At 68.0% G+C, this 23,593-nt stretch carries 22 protein-coding genes, 2 tRNA genes and 2 pseudogenes; 10 read left to right on the top strand and 16 right to left on the bottom strand.

Translation table 11 applies throughout. The features are described 5' to 3' along the window. Positions 1-401: 401 nt before the first annotated feature. The 5 genes from GZ998_RS09935 to GZ998_RS09915 all read right to left on the bottom strand — a co-directional run bounded on the left by GZ998_RS09935 (position 402) and on the right by GZ998_RS09915 (position 3,598). Positions 402-557, bottom strand: a complete 156-nt coding sequence (locus GZ998_RS09935; RefSeq protein WP_202616222.1) for a hypothetical protein — start codon at positions 555-557, stop codon at positions 402-404. Further along, positions 557-1,327, bottom strand: coding sequence for a class E sortase (locus GZ998_RS09930; protein ID WP_161923210.1), 771 nt, complete (start codon positions 1,325-1,327; stop codon positions 557-559). Before GZ998_RS09930 ends, GZ998_RS09935 begins: the two co-directional genes overlap by 1 nt. Before the next feature lie 13 nt (positions 1,328-1,340). Beyond that, on the bottom strand, positions 1,341-1,694 hold the full coding sequence (locus GZ998_RS09925; protein WP_161923209.1) for a cell division protein CrgA: 354 nt from the start codon (positions 1,692-1,694) through the stop codon (positions 1,341-1,343). Positions 1,695-1,835: 141 nt separating this feature from the next. Continuing rightward, positions 1,836-2,696 (bottom strand): aldo/keto reductase, encoded by an 861-nt coding sequence (locus GZ998_RS09920; protein WP_219109744.1) that lies wholly within the window; start codon positions 2,694-2,696, stop codon positions 1,836-1,838. A gap of 278 nt (positions 2,697-2,974) precedes the next feature. Further along, positions 2,975-3,598 (bottom strand): hypothetical protein, encoded by a 624-nt coding sequence (locus GZ998_RS09915; protein WP_161923207.1) that lies wholly within the window; start codon positions 3,596-3,598, stop codon positions 2,975-2,977. Positions 3,599-3,757: 159 nt separating this feature from the next. Between GZ998_RS09915 and GZ998_RS09910 the strand changes: the two genes are divergently transcribed. Next, complete coding sequence (locus GZ998_RS09910) at positions 3,758-4,279, top strand: peptidylprolyl isomerase (RefSeq protein ID WP_308807212.1); 522 nt, start codon at positions 3,758-3,760, stop codon at positions 4,277-4,279. Positions 4,280-4,316: 37 nt separating this feature from the next. After that, positions 4,317-5,153 (top strand): rhomboid family intramembrane serine protease, encoded by an 837-nt coding sequence (locus tag GZ998_RS09905; RefSeq protein ID WP_219109742.1) that lies wholly within the window; start codon positions 4,317-4,319, stop codon positions 5,151-5,153. Between the two features lie 764 nt (positions 5,154-5,917). Here the strand turns inward: GZ998_RS09905 and GZ998_RS09900 are convergent. The 11 genes from GZ998_RS09900 to dnaA form a co-directional block, all read right to left on the bottom strand. Beyond that, positions 5,918-6,319 (bottom strand): DUF4342 domain-containing protein, encoded by a 402-nt coding sequence (locus GZ998_RS09900; protein WP_219109741.1) that lies wholly within the window; start codon positions 6,317-6,319, stop codon positions 5,918-5,920. Positions 6,320-6,566: 247 nt separating this feature from the next. Further along, a tRNA-Ala gene (locus GZ998_RS09895) sits at positions 6,567-6,639 on the bottom strand. A gap of 1 nt (position 6,640) precedes the next feature. Continuing rightward, positions 6,641-6,775, bottom strand: coding sequence for a DLW-39 family protein (locus GZ998_RS09890; protein WP_219109740.1), 135 nt, complete (start codon positions 6,773-6,775; stop codon positions 6,641-6,643). Positions 6,776-6,804: 29 nt separating this feature from the next. Further along, positions 6,805-6,878, bottom strand: a tRNA-Ile gene (locus tag GZ998_RS09885). A gap of 50 nt (positions 6,879-6,928) precedes the next feature. Beyond that, complete coding sequence (locus GZ998_RS09880) at positions 6,929-7,438, bottom strand: DUF3566 domain-containing protein (protein ID WP_162679620.1); 510 nt, start codon at positions 7,436-7,438, stop codon at positions 6,929-6,931. Beyond that, the gene (gene gyrA, locus GZ998_RS09875; protein WP_219109739.1) at positions 7,435-10,074 is read right to left on the bottom strand and encodes a DNA gyrase subunit A; all 2,640 of its coding nucleotides are present in this window, start codon (positions 10,072-10,074) and stop codon (positions 7,435-7,437) included. Before gyrA ends, GZ998_RS09880 begins: the two co-directional genes overlap by 4 nt. 108 nt (positions 10,075-10,182) lie before the next feature. After that, the gene (gyrB, locus tag GZ998_RS09870; RefSeq protein ID WP_219109738.1) at positions 10,183-12,297 is read right to left on the bottom strand and encodes a DNA topoisomerase (ATP-hydrolyzing) subunit B; all 2,115 of its coding nucleotides are present in this window, start codon (positions 12,295-12,297) and stop codon (positions 10,183-10,185) included. A gap of 211 nt (positions 12,298-12,508) precedes the next feature. Next, positions 12,509-13,174: a DUF721 domain-containing protein gene (locus tag GZ998_RS13185; protein WP_257505808.1), complete on the bottom strand. Its 666-nt coding sequence runs from the start codon at positions 13,172-13,174 to the stop codon at positions 12,509-12,511. Beyond that, the gene (gene recF, locus GZ998_RS09860; protein ID WP_219109737.1) at positions 13,167-14,387 is read right to left on the bottom strand and encodes a DNA replication/repair protein RecF; all 1,221 of its coding nucleotides are present in this window, start codon (positions 14,385-14,387) and stop codon (positions 13,167-13,169) included. Before recF ends, GZ998_RS13185 begins: the two co-directional genes overlap by 8 nt. A gap of 120 nt (positions 14,388-14,507) precedes the next feature. Next, complete coding sequence (gene dnaN, locus GZ998_RS09855; protein ID WP_161923200.1) at positions 14,508-15,641, bottom strand: DNA polymerase III subunit beta; 1,134 nt, start codon at positions 15,639-15,641, stop codon at positions 14,508-14,510. Between the two features lie 533 nt (positions 15,642-16,174). After that, positions 16,175-17,680, bottom strand: coding sequence for a chromosomal replication initiator protein DnaA (gene dnaA / locus GZ998_RS09850; protein ID WP_162679616.1), 1,506 nt, complete (start codon positions 17,678-17,680; stop codon positions 16,175-16,177). 751 nt (positions 17,681-18,431) lie between these two features. On the opposite strand from dnaA, the gene rpmH reads away from it, so the two are divergent. The 8 genes and pseudogenes from rpmH to GZ998_RS09810 all read left to right on the top strand — a co-directional run. Then, complete coding sequence (gene rpmH / locus GZ998_RS09845; RefSeq protein WP_073333441.1) at positions 18,432-18,569, top strand: 50S ribosomal protein L34; 138 nt, start codon at positions 18,432-18,434, stop codon at positions 18,567-18,569. Next, positions 18,508-19,008 (top strand): ribonuclease P protein component, encoded by a 501-nt coding sequence (gene rnpA / locus GZ998_RS09840; RefSeq protein WP_308807211.1) that lies wholly within the window; start codon positions 18,508-18,510, stop codon positions 19,006-19,008. The genes rpmH and rnpA overlap by 62 nt, the downstream gene beginning before the upstream one ends. Positions 19,009-19,010: 2 nt before the next feature. Beyond that, positions 19,011-19,304 (top strand): annotated as a pseudogene (gene yidD / locus GZ998_RS09835) (membrane protein insertion efficiency factor YidD); the annotation flags it as partial. A gap of 215 nt (positions 19,305-19,519) precedes the next feature. Continuing rightward, on the top strand, positions 19,520-20,740 hold the full coding sequence (gene yidC / locus GZ998_RS09830) for a membrane protein insertase YidC (protein WP_219109735.1): 1,221 nt from the start codon (positions 19,520-19,522) through the stop codon (positions 20,738-20,740). A 154-nt stretch (positions 20,741-20,894) separates the two neighbouring features. Further along, positions 20,895-21,533, top strand: coding sequence for a R3H domain-containing nucleic acid-binding protein (locus GZ998_RS09825; protein WP_162679615.1), 639 nt, complete (start codon positions 20,895-20,897; stop codon positions 21,531-21,533). Between the two features lie 91 nt (positions 21,534-21,624). Then, a complete protein-coding gene (rsmG, locus tag GZ998_RS09820; RefSeq protein WP_237564428.1) occupies positions 21,625-22,224 on the top strand; it encodes a 16S rRNA (guanine(527)-N(7))-methyltransferase RsmG in 600 nt (199 codons plus the stop codon). An 80-nt stretch (positions 22,225-22,304) separates the two neighbouring features. Beyond that, the gene (locus GZ998_RS09815) at positions 22,305-23,225 is read left to right on the top strand and encodes a ParA family protein (protein ID WP_219109734.1); all 921 of its coding nucleotides are present in this window, start codon (positions 22,305-22,307) and stop codon (positions 23,223-23,225) included. A gap of 2 nt (positions 23,226-23,227) precedes the next feature. Then, positions 23,228-23,593, top strand: a pseudogene (locus GZ998_RS09810) (chromosome partitioning protein ParB); the annotation flags it as partial.

Here is a 23,593-nt window from a genome sequence, read left to right as displayed (position 1 = left end):
GGGCCTCCCAGAATCTCACGACTTCTGACACTCCCAGATGTCATGAGATCCAACAGTCCCAGAAGTCATGAGACATCACAGTACCCCTACCGTACGAACCGTCACCACGAGGTACGAAGCGTCGGTGCAAAGGTACGAACCGTCACCGGAAGTGCCGAACCGTCACGTCGCGGTGCCGAAGCGTCGGTGCCAAGTGCCGAACCGTCACGCGAAGTACCGAACCCTCACCCCGGGGCGTACGAGCGAGCCGGCCCGGTCCGCGCCCTTCGCAGCAGCACTGTGCCCAGCAGCGGTGCGCACCGGTGACGGCTTCCTGTACCCGAGCACGATCCAACAAGCCCGACGACGACCTCCCGAGCACGAGCTCCTACGCAGCAGCCCACACCTGGAACCAGATCCGTCTATACGGTTGCCTCACCGGAGAGGTCCCACATCTCGTTGGCCCAGGGGAAGACAACCTCGAACAGGAACAGGACCACTGCCGCTGCCAACACCAGCGCCTCAATCGCACGCAGCCACACCGGGCCCGGCAGGTGCCGCCAGATCCACCCGTACATCAGTTGACCCCCTCGTCATTGAGCACCGAGGCAGGACGGCCCTCCGCGCGCTCCATCCAGTACGCAAACTTCGCGTGAGTGATCCAGCGATGATCATTGCCCCATTCGCCCACAGTCAGCGAGTGGCAAGTAGTCATGGTCAGCATGCGCTCGGTGGGGGCGACGCCGGGCTCACCCGGTACCGGGGCGATCACGTCAACATCGGTGGGCTCAACAATCTCGTGGCTCGTAACCGTATACACGTACCAGGTATCACGGGTGGCCACGATGATCTCATCGCCCTCCTCCAGCAGGTCAATGCGCCTGAAGGAGTTTCCGTTGGTGCGGCGGTGGCCGGCGATGGCGAAGTTGCCGATGGCGCCGAGCTGCTGGGTATCGGGGTAGTGACCGGCAGCCGCCTGATCCAGCACGTCGGCACCTATGCCCTCCAGGATCGGCATGTTGTTGTTAGTGACGCCGTACCACTTGGGCACAACGAGCATCCCAATCACCTGCCCGTAACCCACGGGTGCCACCTCGGGCGGATCGTCATAGTGCCTGGTGCCCTCAACATTAGGGGAATCAACCTGGGTGGAAACGAAGCCGGTGGCCACGGCGTCGGCCCTGGCATTCGCCTCCAGACCCGTCCACCACAGCTGCCACACCAGGAACAGTGCCACCACCAGGCCGGCGGTAATCAGCAGCTCACCCAGTCCGAACAGGACGGAGTTAAATACCCGCCTGCCTCGCCGACGCCGTCCGGCATGGCGCCGGGCACTCTTTGCCGTCATGCGCTCCCCTCAGCTACTTCCAGCGCAACAGGCCCAGGAAACCCACCAGCATGATCGCGAAGCCCACATACAGGTTGCCGTTTACCAGCCAGTCACTGGCATGGTTCTCAACGAAGTACGGCAGCGGGTAGGCACCCTTGAACAGGTAGGTGACCACCACCCACAGCAGGCCAACCACCAGGAGCGTGACCATCAGCGGGGCGTACCAGCGCGGTGAGCCATTCTCCTTAACCTTGCGAGGCACGCGGGAGACACGGTTGGCGGCGGCCCGGGACTCCTCAATACGCGCACGCTCCGCCGCAGCCCGCTTGGCCGGGTTACCGGAGCGCTCCGGCCTCGTCTTCTTCTCACCCTCAGTCCGCGCCACTCGCGCCTCCTCACTTGCCCTGCGGACGACGTCGGCGGCCCGCAGCCCGAGATGTGCCGCGCCCTAGCCTAAGGGATGACCCGTCCGCGGTTGGCATTCCGCAGCGCCCTACCCGGTCACGAACTACGGTTCACCGCGAGCTCAGACCTGCACCTGATCAGGGTGCGAGCCGGTGCGCATTCCCCGGTCCAGGGCGTCGACGGCGGCCATTTGCTCTGGGCTCAGCGCAAAGCTGAACACGTCGGCATTCTCGCGCATGCGCACGGCATGCGTGGTCTTAGGAATGACCACCAGGCCGTGCTGCAAGTGCCAGCGGACAATAACCTGTGCGGGCGTGACACCCAGCTCCGCGGCAACCCGAACCAGCTCGGGATCCTCCAGCAGGCGGCCGCGGCCGAGCGGCGACCAGGACTCGGTGACGATGCCGAGCTCCTCGTGGACATTGCGCAGTTCCCGCTGGATCAGGTACGGGTGCAGCTCGATCTGGTTGATGGCCGGCACCACCCCGGTGGCGTCAATAATGGTGCGCAGGTGCTCGGCCTGATAGTTGGAAACGCCTATCGCGCGCACGCGCCCGGAGCGGAGGATCTCAATCATGGTGCGCCAGGTGTCCACCAAGTCGATCCCAGGGGAGTTGGCCAGCGGCCAGTGCACCAGGAACAGGTCCAAGACCTCCAATTGCAGGTCCCGCAAGGTGGCATCAAAACTGCGCAGCGCGTCGTCACGCCGGTGGTTGGGGTTGTTCAGCTTGGAGGTGACCCACAACTGCTCACGGGGGATGCCGGAGGCGGCCAGCGCCCGCCCCACGCCGGCCTCGTTGCCGTACATCTGGGCGGTGTCGATATGGCGGTACCCGGCTTCCAGTGCCTGACTGACGGCACGCTCGGCATCCGCGTCACCGACCTTGTAGGTCCCGAATCCGAGCTGCGGGATCACCACGGGATCGGCGCCCGCAGTGCCCTGGCGAAGTGGAAGGGCAGGTGCAGGAATGGCGGCGCTCATGGCACAACCCTAACCGCGTGACGTGTCCAGGACCACACCTATTTCGTATTCCGTGTACCGCCACCGGCCGACGCGGCCGAAGACGACGCCGCGACCGCCAGCATCGACTGACGTCACCCATATCCGCCGCCGGCAGCCATCACTCGCGACCACCGCTCGGCGCCGCCGTCGGCCGAGGGAGCCGGTACGCGTCGGCACCCACCCGCGTGATCCACGGATGGGTGCCGACGTACCTTGGGACGGCCCTGCTAGCCGTCCCGGCTGAGTTATGCGGGCCTTCAGTCGGCGGCTGACTCCTCCGGAGCGGCCTCGGCTGCGGCCTCCGGTGCGACCGGTTCCTCAGCCGCAGGCTCATCGGTGGAGTCGGCCCAGTACTCCTCCGCCCACGGGTCCTCCACCGGCTGACTGCGGCGCCAAATCACGTACGCGGCACCTGCGGCGCAGCCGGCGACGGTGAGCCAGCAGAACGTCTTGAGGACGGGGTGCTTCTTCTTCACTGGTACCTCCGGGGTCAGTGCCGCCTGCTTCGCGGCAAGGGCGGCGCGCTGGGCGCGCTCGGTAAGCGTGCCCTCGGTGTTGACGGCCTCCTGGGCGGCGATCGCGGCGCGCTGGGCGGCAGGAACGTACTCCTCAACCACCCGGATGCGTGCTCCCTCAGCGGCGCGCTGGGCAGCCGGGACATACTCCTCAACCACCCGCGTACGCGCCTGCTCGACGACCGGCTGTGCGCGTACCTGCGCCTCCCTGGCGGCCCTGATGAATTCCTCCCGCGCCCGGTTCACGCGCGGCGTCGCCCAACCGACGGCGCGCCCGGCCTGGGCGGCGATACTGTCCGCGAGCGTGGCGGCCTCAAGACGGCTGCGATCAGACTCGATCTTCTTGTCACGGAAATTGCAAACCATGTCGGTCTCCCTGCTCGGAACGATGAGGTTGTTCACCCAATGGTGGCACTGTAACGCAGCTCCCACACACCAACCTGGGAAGCGTTCTGCCTGGGGTGAACACCGGGTCCCGGGATTGCTCCGGCAACACGTGCGACGATGACGAGCATGGAAGCGACCATCGAAGCGACACTGCACACCAGCCTCGGCGATATTCGACTCGAACTCTTCCCCGCGCAGGCGCCGGAGACCGTCGCCAACTTTGTTGGCCTAGCCACCGGTGAGAAGACCTGGACGGATCCGCGCACGGGCGAGCAGTCCAACGCCCCCCTGTACGAGGGTGTCGTCTTCCACCGGGTGATCCCGGGCTTCATGATCCAGGGCGGTGACCCGCTGGGCACCGGCACCGGCGGTCCCGGTTACGTCTTCGACGACGAGATCGACCCCTCCCTGACCTTCACGGCACCCTACGTGCTGGCCATGGCCAATGCCGGCCGCCGCCTGGGCAAGGGCACCAACGGCTCCCAGTTCTTCATCACTACCGCCCCCACCGAGTGGCTGCAGGGCAAGCACACGATCTTCGGCGCCGTCACCGACGAGGCGTCCCGCCGGGTGGTGGACGCCATTTCCGCTGTGGCCACGGACCCGCGCGACCGCCCGCTCGAGGACGTTGTTATCACCTCGGTGACCATCCAGCGATGAGGTGGTCTCGGCGACGTCGTCGCGACGGGATTGATTCATGACCGGACCCAACCCGCAGGACGGCACGGCGCCGGTGTGCCCGCGCCACCCCGAGCGGGTGGCCTACGTGCGCTGCCAGCGCTGTGATCGCCCGGCCTGCCCGGAGTGTCAGGTACCCAGCGCCGTCGGTATTCACTGTGTGGACTGTGCTCGCCGGGCGAGCTCCAGTAGGCGCGGCGTGCGCACCGTGCTGGGCGGTACCGCAGTAGCGGATGCGCTGGTCACCAAGCTGCTAGTGGGTATTTGTGTGGCCGTCTACCTGATGCAGATGGCCTACCCCGCGGTCACCGGTTGGTTCGACTTCGTCCCCGCACTGGCCGCAGCCCAGCCCTGGCGCTTCCTGTCAACCGCGTTCCTGCACGGATCGCTGGTACACCTGGCCATGAACATGTGGGCACTGTGGGTGCTGGGCAGCCAGCTTGAGCCGCTGCTGGGCCGTTGGCGGTTCGTCGCCCTGGCGGCACTGAGCGCCCTCGGCGGGTCGACGGCGATCTACTGGCTGGCAACGCCGACGGCGTGGTCCTGGGTCACGGGAACCGTGGGGGCGTCTGGCGCCATCTTCGGACTGTTTGCCGCCGTGTTCGTGATTCAGCGGCGTTTTGGGCGGGATACCTCCACCATCGTGGGCCTGCTGGTGATCAACATGGTGATCTCGGTGGTAGGGGCAAATATCTCCTGGCAAGGACACCTGGGGGGCTTCCTTACCGGGCTCGCATTGGCAGCGGTCTACGCCTGGGCGCCACGCGGGCGCCAGACCGCCGTTGGCCTGTGGGGTACCGCCGCCGTAGCGGTGGTGCTAGTTGCCCTGGCTACCATCCGCCTGCTTCTGGTCTAACTAGGGCTCCGCGCTCCTGGCCCCGGGTCGACTTCATAGCAGGGCGCCCCGAGGCATATAGGCGTACCCGCACTCCGCACACGCCGGGGACGCGGTGACGGCGCCAGGCGCCTGCGTAGTTCGCAGGCCACCCCTGTCCGGCCGGCGTCGCGCGCAGTCATGAAGTAAACCGGCTGTGGAGGCTTCGGGCTTATAAGGACGTGCTCGACCCGTGCAGGTCGTCCTCGGGCATGCGGAGTCGTCCTCGGGTGGGCGAGGACGTCGTCGCTGTCGGCGGGCGGTCGTCGACGACACGGGATCATCTGCAACGCCACTTCGGGGTTAACAACGCCTGTTAACCGTCTGCTGAAGGGGCCCGAGGTATACACCAGACCGTTAAGTAGCGTTGTTAACGTCCAGCGCGCGCAGCAGACAACTCACCCCGGCACAGCCACCACACCCTCAAACCGGATGACCCGTCATCGCCGTTGTCTCCACAGGTGTACCCACCGTTGTGGATCCTGGGGAAGTACACCGCTGTCATTCCTCCACACCTGTGGAGGCAGCTGGGGAAGTACACCGCTGTGGTTCTCCACAGGGTTGCACACAGCTGGGGATGAACCCGTCATGGCCGCGCATTCAAGCCGAAAACCCAGCAACCCACAGCTTGGGGACAGCCCGAGCGCCCGCCTGTGCACGCAAACCCCGAGCACCTGTGGATCGGGCCTGCACAGTTCGAGATTCGCGCGGCCAGCACTTGCCGGTACGGGCATTGCCTTAACGCTCTATGCCTCCGGGCCGGGATTAGGCAGTGGCTCCTCGCCGGTGGGATCAACCCCGGATTCACCGTTTGTGCTGCTACCGCGGTCGACGCGCTCCACCTCAAGAGTGACCTCTGCGACCATGGCTGCGACAACGCCGATGGCGGCAAGCACCGGCGCAGCCAGCACCGTAATGCCGCCAACAACTGCGCTCGCCGTCAGGGGCACGCTCAGAAACTCCCTGCCGGAGGAGTCGCGCAGGATGACCCGACGGACATTCCCGTCGGCCACCAGCTGCTTAACGGTTGCGATGAGCTGATCGCCGGCGACGGTGATCCAGTCAACCACGGTGCGCGGCGCCCCGCCCGCCGAATCGTAGCCGGAGTCGTAGTTGGTGCCTGAGGATCCGTGAGTGTCTGTGCTCATGCATCTAGTCTGACGTCGTCGAACCGCCGGCTCCATGGGGAAGCGCCCTGACTCATCCCCGAGCGGTGCCCGCCACGCACATCAAGACCACCCCTGCTCGCGCACTGCCCCGCGAGGTCGTACAAGCAACGGCACCGACCACCGAAGCACCACCCGAACCGAACTCGGCACGTAACAACTACCGACTTCGGCACGTAACGTCTACCGAACTCGGTGAGGGGAGCTGGGTAGGGAAGAAGAGAGTGAGTGGAGCCAACGGGACTCGAACCCGTAACCCCCTGCTTGCAAAGCAGGTGCGCTACCAATTGCGCCATGGCCCCTTCATGCGACGGGGTCGGTGACCTCCGCCCATGCAGCCCGCTCCGCCCGAGCCGCCTCCAGCTTCAACCAGGTGGCGTAGCCGACGACCCCGAGGAACGAAAAAACCGCGGCGACCAGGAGTACTCGGCTCTTCATGAAGCCTCCTCATGTTCCACCGCGGACAGTGGGCCTAGCTGGACTCGAACCAGCGACCTCATCCTTATCAGGGATGCGCTCTAACCAACTGAGCTATAGGCCCTTGCGACGCAGGAGAGATTAGCCCACCGAGCCGCCGCACACCAAATGCGATCACTCGTCCGCGAGTGTGAGATGAACCCCACCGACGAGCGCAGCCGTGATGTTGTACAGGAACGCGCCGATCGTCGCCAGGGCAGTCATCAGGATGATGTTGACGACGGCGATCACCGTGGCCATGGAGATGGCGCGGGAGAACTTCATGTACTCGATCAGCGCCGAGTAGGCGTTGTTGCTGGAGTCCATCACCGTGCCCACCAGGTCCTGGATGGTGGAGAACACGTGCATCGCATCCAGCATGAACCACACGAAGGCGGCAGCTACCACCAGCATGATGCCGGCGGCCACGCTCAGCAGGAAGGACGCCTTCATCACCGACCACGGGTCAACTCGCGTCAGGGCGAGCCGGACCCGGCGCGGGCCGACGATTGTCTTGGCGGGCTTGTGCTCGCCGTCATTCGGCTCGGGGACAGTCTGGGACGTCGCGGGTGCCGCCGGCTCGGCCGCGGCGGGGGACTGGTTCTGTCCGCCCTGGGCGGGCGGGTAGGACTCCGGCTGACTCATGCCTGAACCTCACTCTCGTCGTCCTCAGACGATACCGTGTCGGCGCCAGGGCCCGCAGCGTCCACTCCGGTCTCGTCGGCCACCTGCTCCGCCGAGCCGGCCGACGGCTCCGAGGCCGATTCCTCATCCTCGGCGTCAAGCTCGTCCTCGGCGTTGCGGGCGACGGCGATGATGCGGTCGCCCGCATCGGGCTTGGCGAAGGTGACGCCACGGGTGTTGCGCCCGGTGCGGGAGACCTCGGCGACGGCGCTGCGCACGACTTTCCCGGAGGCCATGATGCACATGACCTCATCGGTGGGGGCGGTGGTCAGGGCGCCCACGAGGTCGCCGCGCTCCTCCACCAGGTCGGCGACCTTGACGCCCAGGCCTCCACGACCCTTGACCGGGTAGTCGGTGGCCAGGGTGCGCTTGGCGTAGCCGCCCTCAGTGACGACGAACAGGTCAGCGTCCTCCCAGGCGGGATCCACCACATCCATGGCCAGCAGCGAGTCACCGTCGCGGAAGCGCATACCGGTCACACCGCTGGTGGCACGGCCGGTCGGACGCAGGGTGGCGTCGTCGGCGTGGAAGCGCAGCGCCTGGCCGTGCCGGGAGACCAGCAGCAGGTCCTGCCCGGCGGACAGCAGGGCGGCGGAGACCAGCTCATCGGGGTTGCCCTCAGCGTCCTCACGCAGGTTAACGGCGATCAGCCCGGCCGAGCGGTTGGAGTCGTACTCGGTCAGGCGGGTCTTCTTCACCAGGCCGCGGCGGGTGGCCAGCACCAGGTAGTCGGCCTGCTGGTAGTCGCTCAGCTCCATGACCTGGGCGATCTCCTCGCCCGGCTGGAAGGCCAGCAGGTTGGCCACGTGCTGCCCCTTGGCGTCGCGGCCGCCCTCGGGCAGCTCGTAGGCCTTGGCGCGGTAGACGCGGCCCAGGTTGGTGAAGAACAGTAGCCAGTTGTGGGTGGAGGTGACGAAGAAGTGGTCAACGACGTCGTCCTCGCGCAGGGCGGCGCCGCGCACGCCCTTGCCGCCGCGGTGCTGGGAGCGGTAGGCGTCGGTGCGGGTGCGCTTGGCGTAGCCGGAGCGGGTGATGGTGACCACCACCTCCTCCTCGGGAATCAGGTCCTCGGCACTGACCTCCCCGTCGAAGGGCAGGATCCTGGTGCGGCGCTCGTCGCCGTACTTGTCGACGATCTCCGCCAGCTCCTCGGAGACGATGGCGCGCTGGCGAGCAGGATCGGCGATGATGTCCTTCAGGTCGGCCACGCGGGCGGTCAGCTCGTCGGACTCCTGCTGGATCTTGAGCCGCTCCAGGGCGGCCAGGCGGCGCAGCTGCAGGGAGAGGATGGCCTCGGCCTGGGCCTCGTCGACGCCGAGCAGCTCCATCAGCCCGGTACGGGCCTCATCGGTGGTGGGAGAGCGGCGGATCAGTGCGATAACGGCATCCAGGGCGTCAATGGCCTTGAGCAGGCCCTCCAGGATGTGCAGCCGCTCCTCCGCCTTGCGCAGCCGGAACTGGGAGCGACGCACGATCACGTCAATCTGGTGTTCCACCCAGTGGCGTACAAAGCCGTCCAGGGACAGGGTGCGCGGCACGCCGTCCACCAGGGCCAGCATGTTGGCGGGGAAGTTGTCCTGCAGCTGGGTGCGCTTGTAGAGGTTGTTCAGCACCACCTTGGCCACCGCGTCGCGCTTGAGCACGATGACCAGCCGCTGCCCAGTACGGCCGGAGGTCTCGTCGCGGATGTCGGCGATGCCGCTGACCTGCCCGTCGCGCACCAGCTGCGCGATCTTGTCGGCCAGGTTGTCGGGGTTGACCTGGTAGGGCAGCTCGGTTACCACCAGGCACTGGCGGCCCTGGATCTCCTCGACGCTGACCACCGCCCGCTGGGTGATGGAGCCGCGGCCGGTGCGGTAGGCGTCCTCGATGCCACGTCGTCCCAGGATGGTGGCACCCGTGGGGAAGTCGGGGCCGGGGATGCGCTGAATCAGTGCCTCCAGCAGCTCCTCACGGGAGGCGTCGGGGTGGTCCAGGAACCACTGCACGCCGGCGGCGACCTCACGCAGGTTGTGCGGGGGAATGCGGGTGGCCATACCCACCGCGATGCCCTCCGAGCCGTTGACCAGCAGGTTGGGGAAGCGCGAGGGCAGGATGACGGGTTCCTGGTTGCGGCCGTCGTAGTTGTCCTGGAAGTCGACGCTCTCCTCGTCGATGTCCCGGACCATCTCCATGGCCAGCGGCGCCATCTTGCACTCGGTGTAGCGGGGGGCGGCCGGCCCCAGGTTGCCGGGGGTACCGAAATTGCCCTGCCCGGCCACCAGCGGGTAGCGCAGGGACCACCACTGCACCAGGCGGGCCAGCGCGTCGTAGATGGCGGCGTCGCCGTGCGGGTGGTAGTTACCCATGACCTCGCCCACCACGCGGGAAGACTTGGAGAAGGAGGCGGTGGGGCGGTAGCCGCCGTCGTACATGGCGTACAGGACGCGGCGGTGAACCGGCTTGAGCCCGTCACGCACATCGGGCAGGGCGCGCCCGACGATCACGCTCATGGCGTAGTCGAGGTAGGAGCGCTGCATCTCCATCTGGAGGTCGACCGGATGGATGCGGTCTCCGGTCGGCTCCACGGCGGGGAGCTCGGTGGTCTCGTCGCTCACGGATTTCCTTTGCTGGTGGGGTGCTGAGGTTCAGTGGTGCGCGGGCCGACGGCGAGCCGACAGGCGCCGGGTCGGGTCCGGCCGCTGTCGGGGGTCGGGCCCCGCCGCCTAGATGTCCAGGAAGCGGACGTCGGCGGCGTTGCGCTGGATGAAGGAGCGGCGCTGCTCGACGTCGTCCCCCATGAGGATGGAGAAGGTCTCGTCGGCGTCGGCCGCCTCATCCAGGGTGACCCGCTTGAGGATCCGGTTGGCCGGGTCCATGGTGGTCTCCCACAGCTCGTGGTCGTTCATCTCGCCCAGGCCCTTGTAGCGCTGAATGCCGCCCTCCTTGGGCAGGCGGCGCCCGGCCTCGGCGCCGGCGGCGAGCAGCTGGTCTCGCTCGGCGTCGGAGTAGGCGAACTCGTGCTCGGCGCCCACCCACTTCAGGCGGTACAGGGGCGGCATGGCGATGTAGGTGTGACCCTGCTCGATCAGCGGCCGCATGTAGCGGAACAGCAGGGTCAGCAGCAGGGTGGCGATGTGCTGGCCGTCGACGTCGGCGTCGGCCATGATGACGATCTTGCCGTAGCGCAGCTTGGAGATGTCGAAGTCCTCACCGATGCCGGTGCCGAAGGCGGTGATCAGGGAGCGGATGGTGTCCGAGGACAGGGCCCGGTCCAGGCGGGCCTTCTCCACATTCAGGATCTTGCCGCGGATCGGCATGATCGCCTGGTGCTCGGGATCGCGGCCGCCGACGGCGGAGCCGCCGGCCGAGTCGCCCTCGACGATGAAGATCTCGCACTCCTCGGCGTTGCGGGAGGAGCAGTCACGCAGCTTGCCGGGCATGGAGGCGGTCTCCAGCACCCCCTTGCGGCGGGTGGCCTCCCGGGCCTTGCGGGCGGCCAGCCGGGCGGCCGCGGCCTGGGTCGCCTTGGTCAGCACGGCCTTGGCGTCGGCGGGGTGGGAGTCCAGCCAGTCGCCGAGCCGGGCGTAGACGGTCTGCTGCACGAAGGTGCGGGCCTCGGTGTTACCGAGCTTGGTCTTGGTCTGCCCCTCGAACTGCGGCTCGGTGAGCTTGACGGAGATGACGGCGGTCAGGCCCTCACGGATGTCGTCACCGGTGAGGTTGTCATCCTTGTCCTTGATCAGGCCCTTCTCGCGCCCGTACTTGTTGACCAGGGTGGTCAGCGCCGTGCGGAAGCCCTCCTCGTGGGTGCCGCCCTCGGTGGTGTTGATCGTGTTGGCGTAGGTGTGGACCGACTCGGAGTAGGCGCCGGTCCACTGCATGGCGATCTCCAGGCTGATGGCGCGCCCGTCGCCGAGGTCCTGCTCGGCCTCGAAGTCGATGATCTCGGGGTGGACCAGCTCAACCTTCTTGGAGCGGTTGAGGAACTCCACGTAGTCGCGCAGGCCGTGCTCATAGCAGTAGGTCACGGACCGGTGGCCCTTGACCGGGTCGTCGGCGGGGCCGAGCTCATCGCCGGTGATCTCGTCGCCGGAGTCGGTGACGCCCTCGCGCTCGTCGGTCAGGGTGATGCGCAGGCCCTTGTTGAGGAAGGCCATCTGCTGGAAGCGACGGCGCAGGGTCTCGTAATCGAATACGGTCGTCTCGAAGATGGCCGGGTCCGGGTAGAAGGTCTGGGTGGTACCGGTCGCGTCGGTCTCCTCGCCCCGTGCCAGAGGGGTAAGCGGGTGACCGCCGTCGCCGAAGCTCATGCGCCACACGTGGCCCTGTCGGCGCACCTCGGTGTCCACACGGGTGGACAAGGCGTTCACCACGGATATGCCCACCCCGTGCAGACCGCCGGAGACGGCGTAGCCGCCGCCGCCGAACTTGCCGCCGGCGTGCAGGATGGTCATGACCACCTCGACGGTAGGCTTGTGCTCGGTGGGGTGCTCGTCCACGGGAATGCCGCGGCCGTTGTCAACCACGCGCAGGCCGCCGTCCGCCAGGATGGTCACCTCGATGTGGTCGCAGAATCCCGCAAGCGCCTCGTCCACGGCATTGTCCACCACCTCGTAGACCAGGTGGTGCAGGCCCCGCTCCCCGGTGGAGCCGATGTACATGCCGGGGCGCTTGCGCACCGCCTCCAGGCCCTCCAGGACGGTGATGTCACCGGCGTCGTAACCGTGCTCGGTGCGGGTAGTCCCCGCGGCCTCGGGCTCCGCAGCGGCAGAGGCAGTTGTGGCCTCGGGATTCGGGGTACTACCGTCGGCAGTCACAGGCTGATCCAGGTCAGACACGTATCAGTTGCTCCTCGTCATGTGCGCCGGGCCAGTCTCATGCGCTCACTCAGGCGCCGGAATCCGGGCATGGGACCCGGCGCGTGTAGGTGGGTACCTTGCGCATGGCCCTGGGCGCACCATGGGCATTTCCGTGGCGATTCTACCGTGCTGATACCCGGTATCGACCGTCATTGCACTAATCGCGACGTGGGCAACGTCACCTGGTTGATCACCCGTAGGTGTCACGGGGGCCGCGGCCGCCGCGGGCGGCCCCGAAGCGCCCGTGCCGCCAGGTGGGTCCGGCAGGCCCCAGGATGCGGATCTCGACGGCGCCACCGTCCTCGCCCAGCGCCTCGGACACCTGCCGCTCAATGCCGGGCAGCAGCAGCCGCAGCTGCTGCGCCCAGGCGCTGGAGGAGGCCCGCAGGGTCAGGCGGCCGGGCTCGAAGCGCTCAATAACGGCGTGCGCTGCGATCTGCTCGCCGACGATCTCCCGCCAGCGCACCGAGACACTGGCCATGGCCAGCTTCGACGCCCAGCCGTGCCGCTCGGCGTAGCGGCGCAGGTCCTGCTTGCCGGTGCGCGGATCGAAGCGGGTGGGGCCGGGCCGGTCGCGGCCGGGCGGCAGGCCGGGCCCGCGATCCATCTCCGCACCGTCGGCGGCATCCGCGTCCTCGTCCCCGGCGCCTCTTCGACGCCGATCCCAGGCGGCCACGCCGTCGGCATTCGCCGCCTGCCGGCTCAGGGCGCGGCGGCTCAGGCCGGCATCCCAGGCACGCCCGCGCTCCCGGGCCAGGGCCCGCGCCGCCAGCGCATCGGCCGAGTCGGCATCTGCCGCGCCGGGCGCGGACGCCTCCGCGGCACCCGCGGTCGGATCGAGGTGCGGCTCAGTCATGGAGCACCCGGGATCCGGACTCGCCATTGGTCACGTGGAAGCGGGCACCGTCCAGGGCCGCGGGCACGTCGGCGTCCACGGCGGCGGTGAGCAGCACCTGCTGGGCGTCGGCGGCAATGCCGGCCAGGGCGCGGCGGCGGGCGTCGTCCAGGGAGGCGAAGACGTCGTCGAGTATCAGTACGGGCTCGCCGTCACCCCCGTAGGCGTCCACGTCGTGACGCAGCATCTCGTAGGAGGCCAGTCGCAGCGCCAGGGCCAGGGACCACTGCTCCCCGTGGGAGGCGAACCCCTTGGCCGGCAGGGCGTCCAGGAACAGGGACAGGTCGTCGCGGTGAGCACCCACCAGGTTGGCGCCCCGGTCGATCTCGCGGGCGTGCAGGTCCTCCATGGCCTGTTCCAGGCGGGCGGCAGTGGCGGCGGAGTCCACCAGCGTCTCCTCCGCCTCCAAGAAGGTCGCCTCGGCGGTCGGGTCGGGCTCTGGGGTGCCCTCGTGCGCGAGCAGGCTGGAGCGGTAGGCGATGCGGGCGGCCGAGCGGCCCTGGCTGACCCGGCCGTAGCACTCGGCCACCCACGGACGCAGCCGCTGCACGACGTCGACGCGGGCGGAGATCAGGCGGGCGGAGGCCGCCGCAAGCTGGGCGTCCCAGACCTGAAGGGTGGAGAGCATGGAGGTGGTGGAGGCGCGCGCAGCGCGAGCCGACTTCAGCAGGCTGGCGCGCTGGGCGAGGATCTTGTCGTGCTCGGCGCGCACACTCGCCAGTGCCGGACGCAGGGTGACAGCCAGGTCATCCAGGAAACGACGGCGCACACCCGGCTCGGCGCGCACCAGGGCCAGGTCCTCCGGGGCGAAGACGACTGTGCGCAGCACGCCGAGCAGGTCGCGTGGCCGCGCAGAGGCACGGTTCAGGCGGGCCCGATTAGCGCGCCCCGCGATCAGCTCCAGCTCCAGCACACTGGGGCGCTCGCCGTGAACCACCTTGGCACGGATCACGGCGCCACCGGGCTGTGGCTCACCGGCCGGCGCGCGCCGCACCAGCGCCATATCCGTGCCGACCCGGTGGCTGGACAGTGCAGACAGGTAGGCCACCGCCTCCACCAGGTTGGTCTTGCCCTGCCCATTGGGGCCGATGAACGCCGTCGGCCCGGGCTGGAGCGCCAGGACCAGCTCGCGGAAGGAGCGGAAGTCATCCAGTGCAAGATCAGAGACGTACACGGCGGCCGCACCTCCCTCGACCGGTTCCCGACGGCGGGCGCCCGCGGGCCTGCCGCCCCGTCACCCGCGCGCGGCGATTTCCGCGGCTGGCAGCCGAATGCATCTGGGTCGGGGCTGGCCTCAGGCGCCGAAGCGGATCGGCATGATCAGGTAGCGGAAGGAGGTGTCCTCCTCGCCGCCGATGGCGCTCATGCCGGTCAGGACCGCGGGCTTGGACGGGTGGGTGAAGTCGAAGCGCACGTACGGCTGGTTAATGGCTCCCAGGCCGTCGAGCAGGTAGGCGGGGTTGAAGGCGGTGGCGATGTCCTCGCCCTCCAGGTGGGTGACTAGCTGCTCGGAGGCCTGCGCGTCGTCCCCCTGGCCGGCGTCCAGCGCCAGGTTGCCCTCGGTGAAGGACATGTGGATCGGGGCGGCCCGGTCGGCAACCAGGCTGACGCGGCGCACGGCGCCCATGAGCTCCTCACGGCCAACGGTGGCGTGAATCGTGGTGGACTCGGGGAACAGGCGCAGCACGGGCGGGTAATCGCCGTCGGTGAGCAGGCTGGTGGTGCGCCGGCCGCCGGCCTCGAAGCCAATGAGGCTGGAGGCGGACTCGGCCGCCTCCGTGAGTGCCACCGTCACGTCACCCGTGGAGGTCAGGGACTTGGCGACGTCGGACAGGGTGCGGGCCTTTAGCAGCGCGTGGGTTGAGAGCTGGGGGTCCTGCGGCTGCCAGGTCATCTCCCGCACGGCCAGCCGATAGCGGTCAGTGGCCATAAGCGTCAGGGAGGCGCCGTCGACCTCCATCTGCACGCTGGTCAGCAGCGGCAGGGTCTCATCGCGGGAAGCGGCGATGGATACCTGGGAGACGGCCTCGGCGAGGTCGTGGGCATCGACGGTCCCGGCCACGCCCGGCATCTGCGGCAGCGCCGGGTAGTCCTCGGCCGCCATGGCCGCGAGCGCGAAGCGGGAGGCGCCGCAGGTGACAGTCACCTTGGTGCCCTCGACCTCCAGGTCCACCGGCTTGGACGGCAGCGCCTTGGCAATGTCTGCAAGCAGCCGACCGGAGACGAGCACCACGCCCTCCTCCTCGACGTCGGCCGGGATCTCGCAGTGGGCGGAGACCTCGTAGTCGAAGGAGGCCAGGATCAGGGAGGTGGAGGTGGCCTCCAGGCGGACGCCGGCCAGCACGGGCACCGGGGGGCGTGCCGGCACTGAGCGCGCGGTCCATGTGACGGCGTCAGCGAGGACGTCGCGGTCGACCCTGAGCTTCATGTAGTGCCTCCTCGGCGGCCGGGCGCTCCCGGCACGTGCGTGATGTGTATGCGGTTTGCCGCCGAGTGTAGACGCATGACCGGGATGCCGCATTGAGGTGTTTGCCGGGTGGGGGTCCCGGATCCCTGGTGCGGGCGTGCGTGGCGGATCGTGAATGACAAGTCTTGTAGGGGTTATAGGTGGTGTGGAAGTTGGGGAAAAGCGGCGCTTGCGGCGGCGGCGCGCGCCAGGGGGCTGTGGAACTACAAGCTCGTAGTTCCGTGGACGCCTCGGCCGGCCGGTGGATTGTGGCAGTTCCCCGGTTGGGCTCTCCCCAGACGGCGATGGCCGGCTCCACAGGAGTGCCCGGGACGTCCACTGTCGCTCCGCAGCGTCTTCCACAGCCCCGCCGGCCTGTCTGATGCGAGCTTTTGCACCCTAGTGCGCACGCTGCAGCCGTGCACCAGGGTGCAAAAGCTCGTAACAGGGCACGAACACTCGTACGCCTGACCGCCCCGCGGGTGTTAGGCCGAGGAGAGATGGGCGCCGGCGCGTCAGGAAGCGGTGGCGGACTGGGCGGCCTGCTTGATGCGCGCGGTGAGCTCGGCCACGTGGTTGTAGGTCTCGCGGCGCTCGGGCATCTGCGTGCGGATCTTCTTGTCCGCGCTCATAACCGTGGTGTGGTCGCGGCCGCCGAACTCGCGTCCGATCTGCGGCAGGGACATGTCAGTCAGCTCCCGGCACAGGTACATGCCGATGTGGCGGGCGTGGACGATTGTGCGGGCGCGGTTGGACGAGCACAGGTCATCGATCGTGATGCCGAAGTAGTCGGCGGTCTGCGCCATGATCAGCGCAGAGGTGATCTCCTCGCTGGCGGGATCGGTGATGATGTCCTTGAGCACCAGTTCCGCCAGGGTGCGGTCCACCGGCTGCTTGGTCAGTGAGGCGAAGGCGGTCACCCGGATCAGGGCGCCCTCGAGCTCACGGATATTGGTGGTGACCCGGCTGGCGATGTACTCCAGGACGTCGGCGGGCAGGTCAAGCCCCTCGGCGCTGGCCTTGCGGGACAGGATCGCCGTGCGGGTCTCGAAGTCCGGCGGCTGCACGTCGGCCAGCAGGCCCCACTCGAAGCGCGAGCGCAGCCGCTCCTCGAACCCGCCCAGCGCCTTGGGCGGCTGGTCGGAGGTGAGTACGACCTGCTTGTTGGCCGTGTGCAGGGCGTTGAAGGTGTGGAAGAACTCCTCGAGCGTCTGCTCCTTGCCCTGCAGGAACTGGATATCGTCAACCAGGAGGATGTCGACCTCCCGGTAGCGGCGCTTGAAGGCGTCCATGCGGCCGTCGGCCACCGAGGCGATGAAGTCGGAGACGAACTCCTCGCTGGATACGTACTTGACCCGGATAGAGGGGTACAGCCTGCGGGCGTAGTGGCCGATGGCGTGCAGCAGGTGCGTCTTGCCCAGGCCGGAGCCGCCGTAGATGAACAGCGGGTTGTAGGCCTTGGCCGGGGCCTCGGCCACCGCGATAGCGGAGGCGTGCGGCAGCCGGTTGGAGGAGCCGGTGACGTAGGTATCGAAGGTGTACTTCGGGTTGAGGTCTGAACCTTCGTCAGGAACGGTCACCGCCGGCGAGGGCTCGGCGGTCGCGTAGCCGCCCGGGACCGCAGGGGCGTCGTCGGCAGGCGCAGCCGGTGGCACGGGCGCGCTCACCGCCGGCACGGGGGCCTCGGGAATCTGGTCAACCACGGGCCGCGTGGTCAGGCGGACGGCGGGTGTATCGGCGCGGTTGGCGAGCACGGGGGCGGATGACTCCAGGGAGGTGTCAACGATGACCTCGAAGGGGACGTCGTAACCGGAGACCCGGCGCAGCGCCTGCGCGATATGGCCGCGGGCGTTGTCCACCACATTCCTGGCGAAGGTAGAGCCGACGATGAGCACTAGCGTGCCGTCGACGTCGACGGCATGAGTGGTACGGATGATGGACAGCTTGCCCTGACCGAGCTCGGCGGAGCCTGCAAGGATCTCCAGGGCCGAGCGCCACTGTGTCGTCGCTTCGTCGGCCACGGCTGACTCCTGACTGATGCTTGAGAACTGATACCTGGTATGGGGTGGATGACTCGATGATCGACCGGTCGGCTGGGTGCCGGCTGGACGGATCCGCTGGTGGAACCGTAACCGATTCCGACGTAGGCCAGGGCGGCCTGCATCACGGTGGCGGTTCCGGCAGCGCTCCGTGCGGTGGGCCGGAGCCGGGCACCGGTAGCCGGGTGCGGGCTCACGGCTCGCCCTGGGGGCGCGTGGATCGTTGCCCACAGGGTTGTCCACAACTGGGGATGAGTATGTCACCCTCGCGGGAGCGGGATGCGCGATCGCGCACGGATCGGCATCCTGCTGGAATGCTTCTGGCCTGCTATTGGCCAGATCTGACCCGTGCCGGGGAGGTGGCGGCGCCGACGACGGGTGGCAGCGGGCCGGCACCGGCCGGGAGCTCGCCGGGCGAGGTTCACCGGGTGTAGTTCACAGGGCATGCGCGGCGATGTTCACAGGCTCGGGACAAGCACATCCGGGCGTGCCTGCGCGCGGTGCCCCGCCGTGCAGCCTGGGTTGCCGCCGGGGCCGGGAGCGGGCGGTCGCGAAGCGTGTCCCGGCTCTCATCACAATGCGGCCGTATCCGTTTGACCGCAGGGAAAGCGTGACCCTATTGTGGTGCGGACGTTCGCGTGGAGTCAGGTCCCGGACCATGGGGCAGCCAGCGCGAGCGACCGTGCCGCAACTGGCGATGCACGGTTCCGATCATCGCACCAGGAGTACACCCGTGAGCAAGCGGACCTTCCAGCCCAACAACCGTCACCGCGCCAAGGTGCACGGTTTCCGTAAGCGCATGCGCACCCGTGCCGGCCGCGCCGTCCTGGCCTCGCGCCGGCGCAAGGGCCGCGCCCGTCTCGCCGCCTGAGGTGCTGCCGGCGTCGCACCGGATGCTGCGGTCGGAGGACTTTACGGCCGCAGTGAGATCCGGTGCGCGTAGCGGCAGTCGCAGGCTGGTGGTGCACTACTGCGCAGCCCCCGGTGAAGTCCTCACCGCGCCTCCCGTCCAGGACGGGGTACAGGGTGCGGGCGGCGCCCCGGCGCCTGCGGCAGCGCCCGTCCAGCCTGCGCGCATCGGAGTAGTCGTGTCCAAGAAGCAGGTCGCACGCGCCACCCACCGCAACCGGATTAAGCGGCGGGTGCGCGCACTGCTGCGGGAACGGCTCGATGACCTGGAGCCGGGCGCCCGCATAGTGGTAAGGGGCCTGGCCGGAGCCGACGGTGCTACCAGCGCCGAGCTGGCTGCGGACCTGGATCGGCTGCTTACCCGTAGCCGCGCCCTGGCACACACGGGGAGGCGTCGATGACTATGTCGCACGAGCGCTCCCAGTCCGCCGCCGCCAGGGCGCTGGTAGCCCTGGTGGGCTTGTACCAGGGCTGGATCTCGCCGGGCCTGCCGCGGCGCTGCCGCTACTACCCGAGCTGCTCGGCGTACGCGGTCGAGGCGGTCAAGGTGCATGGCGCGCTCAAGGGTGCGCTCCTGGCCGCGTGGAGGCTGTTGCGCTGCAACCCGCTGACTCGCGGCGGCGTCGACCACGTACCCGACCCGGGCCGCTGGCGCTACCACCTGCCTGCCGATGTGCCGCGCTTTTATGTGGATGACTGTGACTCATCGTCGAGTCGAGTCCGCCACGGCGCCCCGCCCGGCGACGTTACCGCCACACCCGCGCCGACCGCGCCGGGTGCAGTTCCCTGACACGGCCTGACACGGCACGGCCGCAGGCGCAGATGGGCATCGCCGCCCGGATGCGCATACGCGGCGGCCACCAGCCGCGAGCCGCAATACAGCTTCCAAGTAAGTCTCGAACAAGGAGTGCAATGGACACGATCCTGTGGCCCCTGATGGTCGCGGTCGCCTGGGTCATGGTCAGCATCCATCGGTTCCTCGTCTTCATCGGTCTCCCCGATGGGCCGGGCGTCGCCTGGGTACTGTCCATCATCGGCCTGACCATGTTTGTGCGGCTGCTGATCATGCCGCTGTTCGTCAAGCAGATCCGCGCCTCCCGCGGCATGCAGCTGATGCAGCCCGAGCTGCAGGCGCTGCAGAACAAGTACAAGGGCAAGAAGGACCCCGCCTCCCAGCAGCGCCAGCAGGAGGAGATGATGGCGCTGTACCGCAAGCACAACACCAACCCCTTCGCCTCCTGCTTCCCTATCCTGATCCAGATGCCGGTGTTCTTCGCGCTGTTCCGCGTGCTGGCCAACCTGGAGGCGGTAGCCACCGACGGCTACGCCGATCACAGCTCCATCGGCCCCCTCACCGCCGAGCTGGCCAAGCACGTGCAGGCCTCCACTGTCTTCGGTGCGCCCCTGTCAGCCTCCTTCATGAACTCCAGCGAGGTCACGGTCAAGATCGTCACGGTGCTGATGATCATCCTGATGAGCGTCACTCAGTGGTACACGATGGCGCAGCTGAGCATGAAGAACATGCCGGACTCGGTCAAGAACAGTGACAATCCGGCCATGCGCTCCCAGCGCATGATGATCACGATCATGCCGATCTTCTTCGCCTTCACCGGGGTGCAGTTCCAGATCGGCGTGCTGGTCTACTGGGTCACCACCAACCTGTGGACCATGGGCCAGCAGTTCTTCACCATCCGCAACATGCCGGCGCCCGGATCAGAGGCGGAGAAGAAGATGCGTGCGCGTGAGAACGCCAGGCGTGCACGCAAGGGCCTGCCCTCCCTGGAGGAGGAGGAACGCGCCAAGGCGGAGGCCGAGGGCACTGCCACCTCTGGGCAGCGCGTCCAGCCGGTACGCAAGGACCGCCAGAAGAAGCGCACCCAGAAGGCCTCCGGAACTAGCGTTGCCAAGTCAGCCCAGCCGGGTTCGGCGATTAACAGCCAGGGACCCGAGACCACCAGCGGGTCTGAGAGCGCCGGGAGCGCCGGGGACTCTACCAACGCCGTCGGGCTCACCCAGGAGGAGATCGCCAGGCGCCGCTACGAGAGGCGTGCACGCGCCCGCAAGCAGGCTGCCGCCAAGCGCAAGGGCGAGTCCGCCAAGAGCAAGAAGAGCGGCAAGCGCAGACCGCGCTGACTGCCGCCCCCCTGCGCGCCCGGAACGGCAGCCCGTCGCCGGGCCGGAGCGCGCAGGCCATAGACCCTGACCACCGAACCAGCCGTATACCCAGCAGTTCACCCAGCTCGAAGCACTGGGCGAGTAATTCAAGTAATTAAGGACAGCAGCAAGCATGAACGACTACCCAGCACGCCCCAAGCATCAGGCCGTCTCGGTCAAGGACCTCGAGGAGGAGGGCGAGATCGGCGCCGACTACCTGGAGGAGTTCCTTGACATCGTTGACCTCGGTGGTGATATCGACATCGACGTCGACCACGGTCGGGCGTCCGTGGCCGTCATCGCCTCCGAGGAGGGTGACGAGCGCGAGCTCGCGGACCTCGTGGGGCGCGACGGCGAGGTGCTTGAGGCCATCCAGGAACTCACCCGCCTGGCGGTCCAGGCGCGCACCGGCAACCGCTCTCGTCTGATGCTCGACATCAATGGCTACCGCGCCGGCCGGCGCGCCGAGCTGACCAAGATCGCCCAGGAGGCGGTTACGAAGGTGCAGGCGACCGGCGAGCCGGTATCCCTGGCGCCGATGAACCCCTTCGAGCGCAAGGTCTGCCACGACGTGGTTGCCGCCGCCGGCCTGTACTCCGAGTCCGAGGGCGCCGAACCGCACCGGCACGTGGTCGTAATGCTGGCCGATGGCGTCGACGAGGACGAGGAAGCCGAAGGCGTGGAGGAAGTCGGCGCGGACGATGCCACCGGGCCTAAGGACGCTGCGACTGCGGACGGCATGCCCGAGTCCGACGGCATTGAGCAGGACTGATCCCATGAGCACCCCCGCAAAGGCGGAGGCCTCCGGGTCTGAGTCTCAGGCTCAGTCTCCGGCAGGTGCAGTGGAGCAGCCGACGGAGCAGATGCGGGCCATGTTCGGCCCCGCCTTCTACGCCACCGAGCACTTCGCCCAGATGCTGGCAGAGCAGGGTGAGTTGCGCGGGCTCCTGGGTCCGCGGGAGCTGCCCCGCCTGTGGACCAGGCACATCATCAACTCTGCGGCGGTGGTGCCGTTCCTGCCCGACCACGGCACGGTGGCGGACATCGGTACCGGTGCCGGCTTCCCGGGTGTGGTTGTGGCGCTGCTGCGCCCAGACCTCGACGTGGTGCTGGTGGAGTCGATGGAGCGCCGCACGCAGTGGCTGGAGGATGTGGTCGCTGAGCTGGACCTGGACAATGTCACTATCAGGCGTGCCCGCGCGGAGGAGTTGCGGGCCCGGTACGCGGCCGTCACCGCCCGCGCTGTGGCTAACCTCACAAAGTTGATTAGGATTACCTCACCTCTGCTGAAGCCCGGTGCCAGCCTGCTGGCGCTTAAGGGCGCGCGTGCCGAGGCCGAGGTGGACGAAGCCAAGTACGTCATCAAGCGTGCGCGGCTTGAGCCGGCCGTGATTCATGAGGTGGTAACGCCCGACGGCGAACTCACCAAGGTGGTGCAAGTGCGCCGACCGGCCTCGCGCTGACCGGCTGGCGTCGGCTTCTCACGTACACTGAAGCGGCCGAACAGGCGTGCGCGCCGGGATGTCGCTGTAGGAGAAGCAGATTGTCAGGATCATCCATCTTCGATCAGCTCCGCGCTGACCGCTCAACCCTGGATGAGGTTGCCGGGGGCAGCTTCCCCCGGCCCGAGCACACCCGCATCATCGCGGTGGCCAACCAGAAGGGCGGCGTGGGGAAGACTTCGACGGTTGTGAATGTGGCCGCCGCCCTGGCGGAGGCGGGACTGCACGTGCTGGTCATCGACGCCGACTCGCAGGGCAATGCCTCCACGGCGCTCGGCGTCGAGCATGATGAGGACCAGCCCTCCATCTATGACGTGCTGGTTGAGGGCGCGCGCATTGACCAGGTAGTCGTGCAGACCCGCTTCGCCGAGACGCTGTGGTGCGTGCCCTCGACCATTGACGTGGCCGCGGTCGAGATCGAGCTGATCAACTCCGCGCAGCGCGAGTCGCGTATGCGGCTGGCGCTGGAGGAGTTCCTGCGTGATCGCGAGGCGCAGGGACTTCCCCGCATCGACTACATACTGATCGACTGCCCGCCCAGCCTCGGCATTATGACCATTAACGCCTTCGTGGCTGCGGGCGAGGTACTCATCCCCATGCAGGCGGAGTACTACGCGCTGGAGGGACTGGCGCTGCTGACGCGATCAGTTGAGCGGATCGCTCAGATTCACAACCCTGAGCTGGCGGTGTCGATGATCGCGCTGACCATGTTCGACAACCGCACGACGCTCGCCAAGGAGGTCGAGGCGGAGGTGCGCACCTACTTCCCGCAGGCCACTCTCACGACCCGAATTCCTCGGTCGGTGCGTGTAGCGGAGGCACCGTCCTTCGGCTCACCGGTCGTGTTCTGGGATCCTCGCTCAACGGGAGCGGTCGCATACAAGAAGCTGGCCTTTGAGATCGCTGCACGCGCCGCCGTGATGCCGGCACAGGAGCAGCGGCAAGAATCCACGGAGGCATGACGATGGCTCAGAAGAAGCGCGGACTGGGGCGTGGCCTGCAGGCACTGATTCCGGATGCGCAGGCGGAGCATCCCGAGCGGCGGCCCTCGGATGTGTTCTTCCCCGATGCGCCTCGGAGCGGTGTCGGCGGTACGGCTGATGCAGCCGCCAGTGATGGAGTAGGCAAGGACACCCGGCGGCGCTCCGATGACATTGCCGCCACGCTGTTGGCGCCGTCCAAGCGTTCACGTCGATCCGGCGGCCGGGCACGGCACACGGGTGCGGCGCGGGCCGGCGTCGGGGAATCGCGTACAAGCGAGCACTCCGACGTAGCTGCCCCGGCTGCGGGAGACAGCCCAGACGCCGGGAGGGCTGCGCCCGGATCAGCT

Origin of the sequence: Actinomyces sp. 594 (genome assembly GCF_019325145.1) — a bacterium.
In the GTDB taxonomy this organism is placed as follows: domain Bacteria; phylum Actinomycetota; class Actinomycetes; order Actinomycetales; family Actinomycetaceae; genus Actinomyces.
This window is presented reverse-complemented; position numbering and strand designations above follow the sequence as displayed.